Consider the following 15038-nt stretch of genomic DNA (forward strand, 5'->3'; position numbering starts at 1 on the left):
GTCGCGCCATCGTCGATCACCAGCGGCACGCGCTCGCCCAGGCTGGCGACGACATGGTCGGCGCAGGTGGGGCTGATCGCGTTGCTGGCGTTCGCCGATGGCGCGGCGAGCGGCAGGGCGGTTTCCGCCAGCAGCGCCCGCATCGCGCGGTGCGCGGGCACCCGCACCGCGACCGTGTCGAGACCGGCGGTGACCAGCGGGGCGATCCCCGCCCCCGCCCGCAACGGCAATACCAGGGTGAGCGGTCCGGGCCAGAAACGATCGGCCAGCGCGCGCGCATCGGCATCGAAATGCGCAATCGCCTCCGCCGCCTCGCGATCCACGACATGGACGATCAAGGGATTGAAACTGGGCCGACCCTTGGCCGCGTAGATACAGGCCACCGCCGCCGAATCACGCGCGTTGGCGGCGAGGCCATAGACCGTCTCGGTCGGCACCGCGACGATCGCACCGGCGCGAATCAGCGCCGCCGCCGCCTCGATCGTGGCCGTGCCGTAGCGTCGGATCGCGGGGAGTTGAGCGTGCATCGCGAGCGGCTATAGCGGCATCGTCCAGGAGAGAGAAATGACCTTCACCGCCGCCGTTGCCGACCAGCGTTTCGTCCTCGATCACGTCGTCGGCATCGACGATCTGGCGCGCGATGATCGCTTCGCCGCCGCTTCCCCCGACGTGGTCGATGCGGTGCTGGAAGGGATCGCGCAGTTCGCCGCGGGGGAATGGGCGCCGCTCAACCGCGCGGGGGATACCGTCGGCGCGCGCTGGACGCCCGATGGCGTGGTGATGCCGGAGGGTTATCGCGATGCCTATCGCGCCTATGTGGAGGGCGGCTGGGGCACGATCGGCGTGCCCGAGCAATTCGGTGGCCAGGGGCTGCCATTCGTGATCCAGGCGGCGGTGCTGGAAACGCTCGGCACCGCCAATATGGGCTTCGCGCTGGCGCCGATCCTGTCGGTCGGCGCGATCGAGGCGTTGCAGCATCATGGCACGCCCGAGCAGCAGGCGACCTATCTGCCCAAGCTGGCGACGGGCGAATGGACCGGCACGATGAACCTGACCGAGCCGCAGGCCGGCAGCGATGTCGGCGCGCTGCGTACCACCGCGACGCCGCTCGGCGACGGGCGGTTCGCGATCAAGGGAACGAAGATCTACATTTCGTTCGGCGACCACGATCTGACCGACAATATCGTCCATCTGGTCCTGGCCCGCACCCCCGGAGCGCCGGCGGGGACGCGCGGCATCTCGCTGTTCCTCGTTCCGAAGATGCGCCTCGACGGCACTCCCAACGACGTGCGCGTGGTGTCGATCGAGCACAAGATGGGGTTGCACGCCTCCCCCACCTGCGTGCTGTCGTTCGGCGATCATGACGATTGCATCGGCGAGCTGATCGGCCCCGAATTCGGCGGCATGCGCGCGATGTTCACGATGATGAACAACGCGCGGCTCAATGTCGGCCTGCAGGGGGTGCAGGTTGCCGAGGCCGCGACGCAAAAGGCCGCCGCCTATGCGCGCGAACGGGTGCAGGGTGCGCGAAACGGGCAGGCCGCCGCGATCGTCGAACATGCCGATGTGCGCCGCATGCTGCTGCGGATGAAGGCGCAGACGATGGCGGCTCGCGCGCTGGTCTATTACGCCTGCGGCATGGTCGACCGCGCCGGGCTGGGCGACGAAAAGGCCAGGGAGCGGCTGGAGATCATGACCCCGCTGGCAAAGGCGCACGCCACCGATCTGGGCAATGAGGTCGCCAGCATCGGCATTCAGGTGCATGGCGGCATGGGCTATGTCGAGGAAACCGGCGCGGCGCAGTTCTTTCGCGATGCGCGCATCACCCCGATCTACGAAGGCACCAATGGCATCCAGGCGGCGGACCTCGTCGGGCGCAAGCTGTCGATGGCGAATGGTGGCGCCTTTTCTGACCTGATCGCCGACATGCGCGCGGCGGCGCGGCACCCCCGGCTGATCACGCTGATCGATGCCTGCGCGGCGGTGGGGCGGCGGTTGCAAGGCGCGGAAAGCGACGATCGTCAGGCGGCGAGCTATCCGTTCCTGACGATGCTGTCGGTCGCCGCCTGCGGATGGCTGATGGAGCGCCAGGCGGCGGCGGACGGGGCCGATATCGTCAAGCGCACCGCCGCCACCTTCTATCTCGATCAGATCGTGCCCGAGGCGCTGGGGCTGGAGGATGCCGCGAACGCGCCGGCGTCGGCGCTGTACGCGCTCCCAGCGGACGCTTTCTGATCGCCGCATCACGCCCGTCCGTCAGCGGAGCAGGAGCGCGGCCCGCGCGTGGGGCAGGCACTCGTTGCCCCGCCCCGCGCAAAGCCCCTTACTCTCCCGAAGGGCACCCGCCTTCGGGTTTCGCGCCCGCATCCGCCGGATACCAGCGGGCGATGTCGCGATCCTGATCGTAATAGCAGACCGCGGCGTTCTTTCCGTCCGCCGTCACCGCGATCGCCCAATTATGCGGACCGCAATTGTGCGGTTCGCAGCCATAGGACAGCACCCTGCCCTCCACCAGCGCGATCGGGGTCGCCGTCACGTCGCGATCGAGCACCCGCGCACGGATCGCGGCGTCGGGCACTGCCGATGCGACCGCGTCGCGCACCATCGCATCGCCAAGGAAATCCCCGCCCGGCGCCACCGCGTCGGTAGGATATTGGCCAATGTAGCGCGCCAGGTCGGCATGGGGTGTGGGGGATGCGGCCGGCGGCGCGGCCGCGCGGGTCGGCGACGCGACGGGGCGTGGCGGGTCGGCCTGTCGCTGACAGGCGGCGAGCATCGCCAGCACGGCGAGCGGGATCAGGCGGCGCATGCGCGTGCTATAACGTCAGGCGGGGCGCCGGTCCAACCCGGCGGCCCCCACCAGATCGGTCATTTCAAGGCCAAGCAGATCGATCCGCTCGCGAATCCGCGGCCATTGGTGCGCGACGAAATCCTCCCGCTCGGCATGGCGCAACCGCTCCGCCGCGCCGGGCAGCACGAACATCCCCACGCCGCGCCGTACCTCGACATAGCCATCGTCCTGGAAGCTCTGATACGCTTTCGCGACGGTCAACGGATTGGCGCCATGTTCGGCCGCCAGCGCGCGTACCGACGGAAGCTGATCGCCAGCGCCATAATCCCCCCGCAGGATTCCCGCCGCGATCGTGCCGCGCAGTCGAAGGTACACCGGGGAGTCGTCGCTGCTCAGCGCTGCCATGGTGCACTAATACAGCAACTGACCGAAAAGTCGAGCGGCGTTTCTTATCCCAGATCAGGACGCCAGTCGCTCCACAGCGATGTCGGATCGGGGCGGGGGCGCTCCTCCAGCGCGCGCGCGGGCGTGCCGATGAAGAAGAATCCCGCGATCCGCTCCGGTGCGGCGCCGAAGGCATCGCGGACCTGATCCGAAAAGGCCGGCCATCCGGTCAGCCAGCCGGCGGCGAAGCCATGCGCATGCGCCGCGTGCAACAGGTTCATGCACGCCGCCCCCGCCGACAGTTCCTGCTCCCACAGCGGAATATGGCTGTCCGTCCGCGGCGATGACAAGGCCACCACCAAAGCGGGGGCCTGCCGCGCGAATTGCGCCATCGCGTCCAGCTCGACCTGTTTCGCCGCCGGGCGTTCGTTGCGATAGGCTTCGACCAGCAGCGTCGCGAGCCTATCACGCTGCGCATCGCCGACGATCACGAACCGCCACGGCGCCAGCTTGCCGTGATCGGGCGTCCGCGCCGCCAGCTTGATCATCGCCACCAGTTGATCGTGCGACGGGGCGGGCGCGACCAGGTCGCGTGGCTTGCCGGAACGGCGCGTGGCGAGCAGCGACAGCGGCGTGCTGATGTCGTTGAGCATGCCCGGCGCTTATCGCACCCGATTTCGCTTGTCGTCCGCATATTTACAGCGCCGTCGTTGACGCTAGTCTCCGTCGCAACCATCCCGCGCGCCGATCATGCGCCGCGATCTGTTCAGGAGCGTATCCAGATAATGGTAGAAACCCCGACCGCGGACACCCCGCGCGAGCCGGATATCAGCCACGTCAATCCGGCGGCGGAGGCGACGTGGTTCGGCCACCCGCGCCAGCTCGCCCGGCTGTTCACGACCGAAATGTGGGAGCGGTTCGGCTTCTACGGCATGCGTGCGCTGCTGACGCTGTATCTGACCAAGCATTTCCTGTTCGGCGATCGCGCGGCGACCGGCCTGTACGGTGGCTTCACCGCGCTGGTCTATCTGACCCCGCTGGTCGGCGGTTATCTGGCCGACCAGTATCTGGGATCGAAGCGCGCGGTGAAGTTCGGCGCGCTGTTGATGGCGCTGGGATATTTCACGCTATGCTTCGGCGGGCAGACCGCGACGCCCTATGCGCTGGTCGACGGCCAGCGATACGAAGTGACAGTCGACCAGCGCGACGGCGTCGAGACGCGCTACGTCGTCGATGGCGCGCGCAAGCTGGCGATTCGCGGCAATGACGACGGCACTGTCTCGCTGCTGGACGCCAGCGGCGCGACCCAGCGCACCATCGCCAAGGGTGGGTTCGAGTCCGAAGGCGATCGCAGCCCGTTCTTCGTGACGCTGATGCTGCTGGCGCTGTGCATGGTGTCGGTCGGCAACGGCTTCTTCAAGCCCAACATCTCCACGATGGTGGGCGAGCTGTACGCACCCGGCGACCGCCGCCGCGACACCGGCTTCACGATCTTTTACATGGGGATCAACCTCGGTTCGCTGTTCTCGCAATTGCTGTGTCCGCTGCTCGCGACCACGATCGGCTGGTGGGCAGGCTTCGGGCTCGCGGCGTTCGGCATGTTGTTCAGCTGGTTCCTGATCCAGTTCGATGGCGGGCGATTGCGCGGCTATGGCGAACCGCCGGTGCGCGAGGGGGCACGCGATCGAGCGTTGGGCATCTACGCCGCCGCGCTGCTTGGCGTACCGCTGTTCTATCTGCTGTTCACCAATCTGATGAACGCCCCCGCGCCGGTCGCGGGATCGGGGCCGGTCGGCTATGTCCTGGCGCTGCCGCTGATGGGCAAGCTGTTGTTCGGCACCTTCCTGTTCGGCGTTCCAGCGATTCTCGCCTGGTCCTGGGCGAAGGGGACGCGCACCGAATTCCAGATGATGCTGGCCGCGATGGTGCTGATCGTCTTCAACGTCGTGTTCTGGACGCTGTTCGAACAGGCGGGATCGTCGCTGACGCTGTTCGCCGATCGCAACACGGATCTGTCGATCTTCGGCCTGTTCTCCATCTCGGCCGGTCAGACGCAGTTCTTCAACGCCTTCTTCATCGTCGCCTTCGCGCCGGTGATGGCGGCCTTGTGGACCAAGCTGGCGGCGATGGGGAAGGAACCATCGATCCCGGTGAAATTCGGGCTCGCGTTGATCGGCGTCGGCGCGGGCTTCCTGTTCCTGGTGTGGGGCGGGCGATACGCGGGGACCGATTTCAAGGTCGCGATCTGGTGGCTGGCAGGCCTGTATATGATACACTCGATCGCGGAATTGTGCATCAGCCCGGTCGGCCTGTCGATGATCACCAAATTGTCGATCGCGCGCGTCGTCGGGTTGATGATGGGCGTGTGGTTCCTGTCGATCTCGGTCGCGCAATATGTCGCCGGCGCGGTCGCGCAGGTGGCCAGCGTTGAGACGGTCGGCGGGCAGGTGACCAATCTGAAGGTCAGCCTGGACACCTACAACAACGTCTTCTGGACGATCGGCGTGACCGCCGCGATGATCGGCGCGGTGCTGCTGGCGCTGTCACCGATGATCAAGAAGTGGATGCACGGAGTCCAATAGCCGCGAAGGAGAATGACATGGAGGAAGTTGCCCTGGCCGCCGTCGCGTTCGTCGGAACGCATTTCCTCCTGTCGCACCCGCTGCGCGCGCCGATCGTGGCGCGGGTTGGGGAGCGTGGCTTCCTGATCGTCTATTCGCTGGTCGCCTTCCTCACGCTCGGCTGGCTGGCGATCGCCTATCGCGGTGCGCCAGCCGCCGCGCCGCTATGGCCGGTCGGTGACCTGTTGTGGGCGATCGCCACCGTCATCATGCTGATCGCCAGCGTGTTGTTCATGGGATCGCTGGTGCGCAATCCCGCGCTGCCCGATCCCACCCGCGCCGCACCGGCCGCCGTGCCCGAGCCACGCGGCGTCTTCGCGATCACCCGCCATCCGATGATGTGGGCGTTCGCATTATGGGGCGTGGCGCATATCCTGGTCTATCCCGACCCGTCGAACCTGGTGCTGGCCGGCGCGATCATCGTGCTGGCGCTGATCGGCGCGCATCTGCAGGATCGCAAGAAGGCGCGGCTGCAGCCCGATTTCTGGCCACAATGGCAAGCGCGGACCAGCTTCCTGCCGTTCGCGTCCGGGCGGCCGATCGGATCGCTCGGCGGGCATGCGCTGGGCGGCGGTTTCGTCGTGTGGCTGGCGGCAACCTGGGCGCATTGGCCGCTGGCGGGCTGGGCCGCGGGCATCTGGCGCTGGATCTACTGATCCCCGTCCACGCCGCTCGCGCCGACAGAACAAAAGTTACGCTGGCTACTGGCGACACGAAACGAAACGCGACAAAGCGGTCCCGTTCTGGCAGAAGAGGGGACTGAGAGGATGATGACCGACGCTATCGCGATCGCGAACAAGGTAGAGCGCTTCGTGCGCGATATCGTCTCGCCATATGAACGCGATCCGCGCTGCGGCGCGCATGGCCCGTCCGACGATCTCGTCAGCGAATTGCGTGACAGGGCGCGCGCCGCCGGGGTGTTGACGCCGCATATCCTGGAGGACGGGACGCATCTGCATCATCGTGAGGTTGCGATCGTGCTGCGCGCCGCCGGCCTGTCGCCACTCGGCCCGGTGGCGGTCAACGTCGCCGCGCCTGATGAGGGCAACATGTATCTGCTCGGCCGCCGCGCGAGCGCCGAGCAGAAGGCGCGTTTCCTCGATCCGATGGTCCGCGGCGAGGCACGCTCCGCCTTTTTCATGACCGAGCCAGCGGCGGACGGGGGCGCCGGCTCCGATCCGTCGATGATGCAGACCCGTGCCGAACGCGACGGCAACCATTGGCTCGTCACCGGGCGCAAGGCATTCATTACCGGGGCGGAGGGCGCGAGGGTCGGCATCGTCATGGCCAAGGCCGACGAAGGCGCGACGATGTTCCTCGTCGATCTGCCCGATCCCGCGATCCGCATCGAGCGGGTGCTCGACACGATCGACAGCTCGATGCCCGGCGGCCATGCGGTGGTGACGATCGACGGGCTGCGCGTGCCGGCCGATCAGATGCTGGGCCAACCCGGCGAGGGATTTCAGCTCGCACAGATACGGCTGGCGCCCGCGCGGTTGACGCATTGCATGCGCTGGCTGGGCGCATGCCAGCGCGCGCACGAAATCGCCACCGACTATGCCTGCCGCCGCCACGCCTTCGGCAAGCCGCTGGTCGATCACGAGGGCGTCGGGTTCATGCTGGCGGAAAATCTGATCGACTTGAAACAGGCCGAGCTGATGATCGACTGGTGTGCGGGCGTGCTCGATGACGGCCAGCTTGGCACCACCGAGAGCAGCATGACGAAGGTGGCGGTGTCGGAGGCGTTGATGCGCATCGCCGACCGCTGCGTGCAGGTGATGGGGGGCACCGGGGTGAGCGGCGACACGATCGTCGAGCAGGTGTTCCGCGAGGTGCGCGCGTTCCGCATCTACGACGGCCCCACCGAGGTGCACAAATGGAGCCTCGCCAAGAAGATCAAGCGCGACTGGAAAAACACAAAGGAGAGCTGATGTCGAAACTGTTCGGGTTGATGCAGGATGTCCCGCTGACGGTGGATCGGATCCTCGATCATGCGGCGGCCTGGCATGGCGGGCGTGAGATCGTGTCGCGCGACATGAACGGCGCGACATCGCGCACCGATTATGCCGGGCTGCACCGGACCGCGAAACAGGTGTCCGCCGCATTGCGTGCCGCCGGCATCGCGGCCGGCGACCGGGTTGCGACGATGGGCTGGAACGGCGCCCGCCACCTCGCCGCCTGGTACGGCACGACCAATATCGGCGCGGTGCTGCACACGCTGAACCCGCGCCTGTTTCCCGAACAGATCGCCTATATCGCTCGCCACGCCGGGGATCGCATCCTGTTCGCCGATCCGGCCTGCGCCGCGTTGATCGCGCCATTGCTGAAAGAAGCGCCGACGATCGAAAGCGTGATCTTCCTGTGTGGTGACGATGAAATGCCCGAGGTGCCGTTCCCGGCGATCGCGTTCGATCGCTGGATCGCGGACCAGCCGGTCGACACGCCTTGGGGCGGGTTCGACGAGCGATCGGCATGCGGGCTATGTTATACCAGCGGCACGACGGGCAATCCGAAGGGCGTGCTCTATTCGCACCGCTCCAATTACCTGCACACGCTGATGACCTTGCAGCGCGACGCTTTGGCGCTGTCGCAGCGCGATACGATCCTGCTGGTGGTGCCGATGTATCACGCCAATGCCTGGGGCGTGGTCTATTCCGCGCCGGCGGCGGGCGCGAAACTGGTGCTGCCGGGGCAGCGGATGGACGGCCAGTCGATCTTCGAGCAGATCGAACAGGAGGGCGTCACCTTCTCCGCTGCGGTGCCGACGGTATGGCAGGGCCTGTTGCAGCACCTGCGCAACACCGGGCAGCGCTTCACCACGCTGGAACGGGTCGTGATCGGCGGATCGGCGCCGCCCGAATCGCTGATCCGCGCCTTCCAGGACGAATATGATGTCGAGGTGATCCAGGGCTGGGGCATGACCGAGACCTCGCCGCTCGCCACGCTCTCCTCGGCCACCGCGGAGGTGCTGACCCAGCCTTATGACGAACAAGTACGTCGCAAGGGCATGCAGGGGCGGCTGGTCTGCGGGCTGGAACTGAAGCTGACGGACGATGCCGGCAACCGCCTGCCGCACGATGGCCGGACCGCGGGGCATCTGAAGATCAAGGGGCCGACGATCACCTCGGGCTATTTCGGCGGCGAAGGCGGCGACGTGCTGGACGAGGAAGGCTTTTTCGACACCGGCGACGTCTCCACGATCGACCCGGCGGGCTATATGCAGATCACCGATCGCGCGAAGGACATCGTCAAGTCGGGCGGCGAATGGATCAGCTCGATCGAGATCGAGAATATCGCGGCCGGGCATCCCGCGGTGGCGATCGCGGCGGTGATCGGCGTGCCGCATCCCAAATGGGACGAGCGGCCGATCCTGCTGGTGCAACTGACCCCGGGGGAAAGCTGCGACCGCGACGGGATGCTGGCCTTCCTCGACGGCAAGATCGCCAAATGGTGGATGCCCGACGACGTGGTGGTGGTGGACACGATCCCGCTCGGCGCGACCGGCAAGATCGACAAGAAGCTGATCCGGCAGCAGATGGCGGACTATCGCCTGCCGGGGCTGGCGGCGTAAGCCGACCGGCCGAGCTTCGTCTCCACCACTGAAAGCAGCAACGCCGGCGCGGTACTGATCCGGGGGCGGGAAGGCGGCGGGGCCGGGAACACCGCCGCCACGCGCCACGTTGGCGCCTTTCAGGACAAGGGGAGACATGATGGCGGGGTTGCTCAAACCTGCGCGCGCGTGGCTGCGCGATCTGCCCGAATGGCTGACGGGCATCATCTATGTCATGGCCGCGGTCATCGCGGCCGTGATTTTGCACCGCGTGCTGATCTGGATCGCGCGGCGCGCCACCCGCGCGCACCCCGAAGGCACCGGCGCGGTGTTCGTCGAACGGATCAACACGCTGTCGCGCTGGCTGATGATCGTCATCGCGCTGGCGGCGGTGCAGCCGGCGCTCGACCTGCACCGCTCCACCGCCACCTTATGGGCACGTGCGGCCGCGCTGATCGTGCCCGGGTTGCTCGGCTGGGGCGCGATCGTGGCGGTCGGCACCGTCATCGACGTGATGATCCGCCACGCCGACATCACCGTCGTGGACAATCTGCGCGCGCGGCGGCGACGCACGCGGCTGGGCATCTTTCAGCGTATCCTCGTCTCGATCATCATGCTGGTGACGATCTGTGCGATGCTGATGACGATCCCCGCGGTCCGTACCCTGGGGGTGACGTTGGTCGCCTCGGCGGGGTTGGCGGGGCTTGCGGTCGGCGCGGCGGCGCAACCGGCGCTGAAGAACCTGATCGCCGGGTTCCAGATGATCTTCACCGAACCGATCCGCATCGACGACGTCGTCATCATCGACGGCGAATGGGGACGGATCGAGGAGATCCGGCTCACCTATGTCGTGGTGAAGATCTGGGACGAACGCCGGCTGGTAGTGCCGGTGTCGAAATTCCTCGAACAAAGTTTCCAGAACTGGACCCGCCAGTCGAGCGCCCTGCTGGGCAGCGTCTTCTGGTACGTCGATCCCACCGCCGACGTGCCGCGACTGCGCGCGAAGCTGGGGGAGATTGTCACCGCCAATCCGCGCTGGGACGGGCGCTTCTGGAACCTGCAACTGACCGACACCAAGCCGGATGGCTCGATCGAACTGCGCGGGCTGATGACCGCGAAGGACGCCTCGACCGCATTCGACCTGCGCTGCGACGTGCGCGAGGCATTGCTCGCCTATATTCGCACAGAGATGCCAGAGGCATTGCTACAGCGCCGCGCGCGGGTGGCGCTGGATACGCCCGTACCGAACGATCCGGCTTAATTCACCGCGGACGGCACCTTTTCCAGCGCCGAAAGGAATCGATCCGCCCACCATGTGACGTCGGTTTCCTGGACGCCCGCCATCAATCGCTCCCAGCGGCGCACGCGCTCGTCACGGGGCATGCGCAACGCCTGATAGATCGCGTCGGACATTTCCTCCGCGCTATAGGGATTGACCAGCAGCGCGTCCGGCATCTGCTCCGCCGCGCCCGCGAAGCGCGACAGCACCAGCACGCCGGGATCCTCGGGGTCCTGCGCCGCGACATATTCCTTGGCGACCAGATTCATGCCGTCGCGCAGCGGCGTCACCAACCCGATCTTCGCCGCGCGATAGATGCCCGCCAGCTGGTCGCGGGGATAGCCCTGGTTGACGTAGCGGATCGGCACCCAGTCGACATCGGCATAGGCGCCGTTGATCCGCCCCGACAGACCTTCGAGCGACTGCCGGATACGCTGGTAGCTTTCGACCGATACCCGGCTGGGCGGAGCGATCTGAAGCAGAAACACTTCCTTCCGCTCCTCCGGATGTTCGTTGAGGAAGCGTTCGTAGCCGAGGAACCGCTCCTCCAGCCCCTTCGAATAATCCAGCCGGTCGACCCCGACGATCATGTCGCGCCCGTCCGCCGAATCGCGCATCCGGCGATAGGCGAGCCGCGCGGGCACGCTTTTTGACATGTCGGCAAAGGCCGCGGCGTCGATCCCGATCGGACACGCCATCAGCCGCACCGAGCGATCGCCCAGCCGCGCGACATTGTCCTCGATCGTCGCGCCCATATCCTGCCGGGCGAAATCGCAGAACGATTCCAGCCACTCCTCGGTATGGAAACCGATCAGATCATAAGCGAACAGCGATTCCACCAGCTCCCGCGCATTGGGCAGCGTGCCGAGCAGACGGCGCGGCGGCCATGGAATGTGCAGGAAGAAGCCGATCCGATTGTCGCAACCACGCTTGCGCAGCTCGGCGCCGAGCGGGAACATGTGATAATCCTGGATCCAGACGAGGTCGTCCGGCTCGATCAACGGACGGACGGTATCGGCGAAGCGCTGATTGGTGCGTTTGTAGCCGCCCGCGAAATCACGCTCATATTCGGCCAGATCGATGCGATAGTGAAACAGCGGCCACAATGTCCGGTTGGCGTAGCCGTCGTAATATTCCTCGACGTCCTGTTCCTCCAGGTCGACCGTCGCGGTCGTCACGCCCTCGCCGCGCTGGAAGTTGATATGGCCGGTGAAATGCTCGGTCTGCTCACCCGACCAGCCGAACCACAGCCCGCCATTCTCGCGCAGTGCCGCCGCCATCGCCACCGCCAGCCCGCCCTGCGCACCCGAGTTCGATCCTGTCGGCGCGGTAACCCGGTTGGAGATGACGATCAGGCGGCTCAACGGATATGACTCCATGGTTTGCTCAGCATGGCGGCGCAATTGATCATGCCGACCAGCGAATAGGTTTGCGGATAATTCCCCCACAATTCGCCGCTCGCCGGATCGATATCCTCCGACAACAGGCCCGCAGCGGTACGGCGCGACAGCATCTCTTCGAACAACGCTCGCGCCTCGTCGCTGCGTCCTGTCAGGAACAACGCCTCGATCAGCCAGAAGGTGCAAAAGTTGAAGGCGGTTTCCGGCAGGCCGAAATCGTCCTCGGTATCGTAGCGCAGCATCGTCGACCCACGCCGCAGCCCCTTCTCGATGGCAGTGAGCGTATCGATGAAGCGTGGATCATCCGCGTTGAAGAAGCGCAGTTCGAGCAATTGCAGCACGCTGGCGTCCAGATCGTCGCCGCCGAAGGTGGCGGACATGCGGCGCGTCCCCTCGCGCCACGCCGCCTCCTCGATCCGCGCGCGGATGATCTCGGCGCGGTCCGCCCACAGCCGCTGACGGTCGGGCAGCGCCAGCCGCTCGGCGGCGTTGGCGAGCCGGTCGCACGCCGCCCAGCACATCGCGCTGGAATAGGTGTGGACGCTTTGTCGCGTGCGCAGCTCCCACAGACCGGCATCGGGCTGATCGTAATTGGCCCAGGCGCGCTCGCCGACGCGCTCCAGCGACTCGAAATCCTCCACCCCGGCGATCCGGAACAACCGCTGATCGAAGAAGGAATGGACCGAGCACAGGACGATCTGGCCATAGGCATCGTGCTGGATCTGCTCCGCCGCCTGGTTGCCGGCCCGCACCGGGCCCATGCCGCGATAGCCCGGCAAGGCCTCGACGATGCGCTCCGGCAGGTGCGCCTCGCCGAGCACGCCGTAGAGCGGCTGGATATGCCCGCCACGCGCGGCATCGACGATGTTGCGCAGATAGCCAAGATATCCTTCGAGCACGTCGAGCGCGCCGAGCCGGTTGAGTGCCTGGACCGTGTAATAGGCATCGCGGATCCAGCAGAAACGATAGTCCCAGTTGCGCTGCGAGCCGGCATGTTCGGGCACCGAGGTGGTCAGCGCCGCGACGATCGCGCCGGTTTCCTCATGCTGGCACAATTTCAGCGTGATCGCGCAGCGGATGACGACATCCTGCCATTCCAGCGGCACCGCCAGCCCGCGTACCCAGGCCTGCCATTCCTGCGTGGTGCGATACAGCATCAGGTCGACCGAACTGGCCAGGTCGCCCTGGAAGCTCTCGTCCGGGCCGAGGAAGAAGTGCAGCGGGCGCTCGACCCGAAAGGCGCGTTCCTCCTGCACCATCGCGATCGGCGCGGTCGTCGTCAGCCGTAGCGCCAGCGTGTCGAGCAACAGACGCAGATGATTCGATCCGCCGATCTGCTCGCGGCACCCCCCGCCCCATCCGCACGTCGGCCGCAGCGCCACCTTGACGCGCGGGCTGCCCGCGATCGGGCGAATGATCCGGGCAAAGGCCACCGGGCGGTACGTCCGCCCCTCGCGCTGGAAACGTGGGCAGAAGTCGATCACCTCGATCGCGCCGCCTTGCGAATCGCGATGGCGGGTGACCAGGATCGGCGTGTTGCGGATATATTCCTGCTCGACCGCGATACTGTCTTCGAGCGCGACCGACCAATAGCCGCTGTCCGCCGCATCTCCTCCGAGCAGCGAGGAGAACAGGGGATCCCCATCCACCCGCGGCACGCACCCCCATACGAACCGTCCGCCGCGATCAACCAGCGCGCTGACCTGGCAATTGCCGATCGGCCACAGATCCAGCGTGGTCGTCGGGCTCATCGGGTTCGTGGTTGTCGTCGTCACGGTCGTCCTATCTGCCGGGCGGCCTCATCCAGCCAGTCGAGCACCGCCGTGACATCGTCGAGGCGGTAGACGGCATCACTATCGCGGAGCGCACCGACCAGCACGCCGGCGCCGCCCATCGCGCGCACGGCCCGGAACCCGGCCTCGTCGGTCACGTCGTCCCCCATGAACACAGGACGCTTGGCGCGCCGGCCGGGTTCCGCCATCAACCGTTCGACCGCCGCGCCCTTGTCACGGCCGGCGAGGCGCAATTCGACCACCATCTTGCCACGCTGGACGATCAGGCCATATGCCTGCGCCAGATCGTCGGCCAATGCCCCCGCCGCCGCGCCGGCCGCCGGCGCGCGGCGATAATGCAGCCCCACACCGAACGGCTTGTCCTCGATCAGCATGCCGGGATGATCGCGGGCCAGATCATGCGCGGCGGCAAGCACGGTATCGAGCGCGGCGGGGCGATCGGGCGCTTCGATCGTGCCGGCGCTGTCCGCCATTTCCAGGCCGTGGCTGCCCGCCACGACCAGCGCGGCGGGGGCGAGCAACGCGCGCACCTCCTTGACCGGCCGGCCGGTCACGATCGCGACACGACCGTCCAGCGCGCGCGACAGCCGTTCCAGCAACGCGGGCACGCGGGCGGCGACCTCCACCGCATCGGGTGTCTCCGCGATCGCCACCAGCGTCCCATCGAAATCGAGGAACAGGCTGGCATCACGCAGCAGATCGGCGGGCGGCGGGGCAAGGTCGTCCATGCGCGCCCTGTGACGCGCCCGGCGGTGGGATGCAATGCGGGTCGTGGTCCGCGCGGGCGCCGCGGACCGATCAGCCCAGCGCGGCGATATCCACCCGCAAGACCGGCGGCGCAGCGCGCGGCGCCGGCACCAGCATCCCGCTGCGCCAGCGATCATAGGCGGTGAAGAAATCGGTGAACGGTCGTTCCAGCCCGGGCAGCCGCTCCGCCGCAAAGGGCGCGAGTCGCTCCGCCGGCAGCCCCTGCGCGTCGGTCAGCGTCGCTTCGGCGGCACGGCAGAAGCCGTCACGGGCCATGTCCTGCGCGAAGAAATTGTACAGCCGCGTCATGTCGTCGTCGTAGCGATCACGCCAGTCGCCGGACACGGTCGCGCGGAATTCGTTCGCCAGCGTCGCCTCCGCCGCGGCGAGGCCGGTCTTTTGCTCGGCCAGCAGCGCATTGTATTGGGCGACCATGGTCGCCTCGCGCGGCCCCCGGCAGGCCAGCGCGGCGA

General features: G+C 67.0%; 13 protein-coding genes and 1 pseudogene. 6 read left to right on the forward strand and 8 right to left on the reverse strand.

Annotated features, from left to right (window positions below; all coding sequences use genetic code 11):
* Nucleotides 1-527, reverse strand: a 527-nt coding sequence (locus ACFDSW_RS09310) for an L-threonylcarbamoyladenylate synthase (RefSeq protein ID WP_375250012.1), incomplete at its 3' end; no start/stop codon positions are given.
* A gap of 37 nt (nt 528-564) precedes the next feature.
* Between ACFDSW_RS09310 and ACFDSW_RS09315 the strand changes: the two genes are divergently transcribed.
* Nucleotides 565-2235, forward strand: a complete 1671-nt coding sequence (locus ACFDSW_RS09315) for an acyl-CoA dehydrogenase (RefSeq protein ID WP_375250013.1) — start codon at nt 565-567, stop codon at nt 2233-2235.
* A gap of 88 nt (nt 2236-2323) precedes the next feature.
* Here the strand turns inward: ACFDSW_RS09315 and ACFDSW_RS09320 are convergent, their stop codons facing one another.
* From ACFDSW_RS09320 to ACFDSW_RS09330, 3 genes are read right to left on the reverse strand one after another with little or no spacing between them, the layout of a single operon-like run.
* Entirely contained in the window at nt 2324-2809 is a 486-nt protein-coding gene (locus ACFDSW_RS09320) for a hypothetical protein (RefSeq protein WP_375250014.1), read from the reverse strand.
* A gap of 15 nt (nt 2810-2824) precedes the next feature.
* The gene (locus ACFDSW_RS09325) at nt 2825-3196 is read right to left on the reverse strand and encodes a GntR family transcriptional regulator (RefSeq protein WP_375250015.1); all 372 of its coding nucleotides are present in this window, start codon (nt 3194-3196) and stop codon (nt 2825-2827) included.
* A 44-nt stretch (nt 3197-3240) separates the two neighbouring features.
* Nucleotides 3241-3828, reverse strand: a complete 588-nt coding sequence (locus ACFDSW_RS09330) for a nitroreductase (protein WP_375250016.1) — start codon at nt 3826-3828, stop codon at nt 3241-3243.
* A 132-nt stretch (nt 3829-3960) separates the two neighbouring features.
* Here ACFDSW_RS09330 and ACFDSW_RS09335 point away from each other — a divergent pair, with 132 nt between their 5' ends.
* The 5 genes from ACFDSW_RS09335 (at nt 3961) to ACFDSW_RS09355 (ending at nt 10607) form a co-directional block, all read left to right on the forward strand.
* The gene (locus ACFDSW_RS09335; protein WP_375250017.1) at nt 3961-5757 is read left to right on the forward strand and encodes a peptide MFS transporter; all 1797 of its coding nucleotides are present in this window, start codon (nt 3961-3963) and stop codon (nt 5755-5757) included.
* Nucleotides 5758-5774: 17 nt separating this feature from the next.
* The gene (locus ACFDSW_RS09340; protein WP_375250018.1) at nt 5775-6452 is read left to right on the forward strand and encodes an NnrU family protein; all 678 of its coding nucleotides are present in this window, start codon (nt 5775-5777) and stop codon (nt 6450-6452) included.
* Nucleotides 6453-6563: 111 nt separating this feature from the next.
* Nucleotides 6564-7727 (forward strand): acyl-CoA dehydrogenase family protein, encoded by a 1164-nt coding sequence (locus ACFDSW_RS09345; RefSeq protein ID WP_375250019.1) that lies wholly within the window; start codon nt 6564-6566, stop codon nt 7725-7727.
* Nucleotides 7727-9367 (forward strand): long-chain-fatty-acid--CoA ligase, encoded by a 1641-nt coding sequence (locus ACFDSW_RS09350; protein ID WP_375250020.1) that lies wholly within the window; start codon nt 7727-7729, stop codon nt 9365-9367. Before ACFDSW_RS09345 ends, ACFDSW_RS09350 begins: the two co-directional genes overlap by 1 nt.
* Nucleotides 9368-9503: 136 nt before the next feature.
* Entirely contained in the window at nt 9504-10607 is a 1104-nt protein-coding gene (locus ACFDSW_RS09355; RefSeq protein WP_375250021.1) for a mechanosensitive ion channel family protein, read from the forward strand.
* Here the strand turns inward: ACFDSW_RS09355 and otsA are convergent.
* The 4 genes and pseudogenes from otsA to ACFDSW_RS09375 all read right to left on the reverse strand — a co-directional run.
* Nucleotides 10604-12004 (reverse strand): alpha,alpha-trehalose-phosphate synthase (UDP-forming), encoded by a 1401-nt coding sequence (otsA, locus tag ACFDSW_RS09360; protein WP_375250022.1) that lies wholly within the window; start codon nt 12002-12004, stop codon nt 10604-10606. The genes ACFDSW_RS09355 and otsA overlap by 4 nt on opposite strands.
* Nucleotides 11986-13776: a glycoside hydrolase family 15 protein gene (locus ACFDSW_RS09365; RefSeq protein WP_375250024.1), complete on the reverse strand. Its 1791-nt coding sequence runs from the start codon at nt 13774-13776 to the stop codon at nt 11986-11988. Before ACFDSW_RS09365 ends, otsA begins: the two co-directional genes overlap by 19 nt.
* 20 nt (nt 13777-13796) lie before the next feature.
* A complete protein-coding gene (otsB, locus tag ACFDSW_RS09370; RefSeq protein WP_375250023.1) occupies nt 13797-14546 on the reverse strand; it encodes a trehalose-phosphatase in 750 nt (249 codons plus the stop codon).
* Nucleotides 14547-14616: 70 nt separating this feature from the next.
* Nucleotides 14617-15038, reverse strand: a pseudogene (locus tag ACFDSW_RS09375) (hypothetical protein); the annotation flags it as partial.

Origin of the sequence: Sphingomonas sp. (assembly GCF_042091075.1) — a bacterium.
In the GTDB taxonomy this organism is placed as follows: Bacteria; Pseudomonadota; Alphaproteobacteria; order Sphingomonadales; family Sphingomonadaceae; genus Sphingomonas.

Excerpts from the sequence above, each read along its gene's own strand:
- ACFDSW_RS09325 (WP_375250015.1), bottom strand. The coding sequence starts at position 3,196 with ATGGCAGCGCTGAGCAGCGACGACTCCCCGGTGTACCTTCGACTGCGC.
- ACFDSW_RS09340 (WP_375250018.1), top strand. The coding sequence starts at position 5,775 with ATGGAGGAAGTTGCCCTGGCCGCCGTCGCGTTCGTCGGAACGCATTTC.
- ACFDSW_RS09365 (WP_375250024.1), bottom strand. The coding sequence starts at position 13,776 with ATGAGCCCGACGACCACGCTGGATCTGTGGCCGATCGGCAATTGCCAG.
- ACFDSW_RS09315 (WP_375250013.1), top strand. The coding sequence starts at position 565 with ATGACCTTCACCGCCGCCGTTGCCGACCAGCGTTTCGTCCTCGATCAC.
- otsA (WP_375250022.1), bottom strand. The coding sequence starts at position 12,004 with ATGGAGTCATATCCGTTGAGCCGCCTGATCGTCATCTCCAACCGGGTT.
- ACFDSW_RS09345 (WP_375250019.1), top strand. The coding sequence starts at position 6,564 with ATGATGACCGACGCTATCGCGATCGCGAACAAGGTAGAGCGCTTCGTG.
- ACFDSW_RS09335 (WP_375250017.1), top strand. The coding sequence starts at position 3,961 with ATGGTAGAAACCCCGACCGCGGACACCCCGCGCGAGCCGGATATCAGC.
- otsB (WP_375250023.1), bottom strand. The coding sequence starts at position 14,546 with ATGGACGACCTTGCCCCGCCGCCCGCCGATCTGCTGCGTGATGCCAGC.
- ACFDSW_RS09330 (WP_375250016.1), bottom strand. The coding sequence starts at position 3,828 with ATGCTCAACGACATCAGCACGCCGCTGTCGCTGCTCGCCACGCGCCGT.
- ACFDSW_RS09355 (WP_375250021.1), top strand. The coding sequence starts at position 9,504 with ATGATGGCGGGGTTGCTCAAACCTGCGCGCGCGTGGCTGCGCGATCTG.
- ACFDSW_RS09320 (WP_375250014.1), bottom strand. The coding sequence starts at position 2,809 with ATGCGCCGCCTGATCCCGCTCGCCGTGCTGGCGATGCTCGCCGCCTGT.
- ACFDSW_RS09350 (WP_375250020.1), top strand. The coding sequence starts at position 7,727 with ATGTCGAAACTGTTCGGGTTGATGCAGGATGTCCCGCTGACGGTGGAT.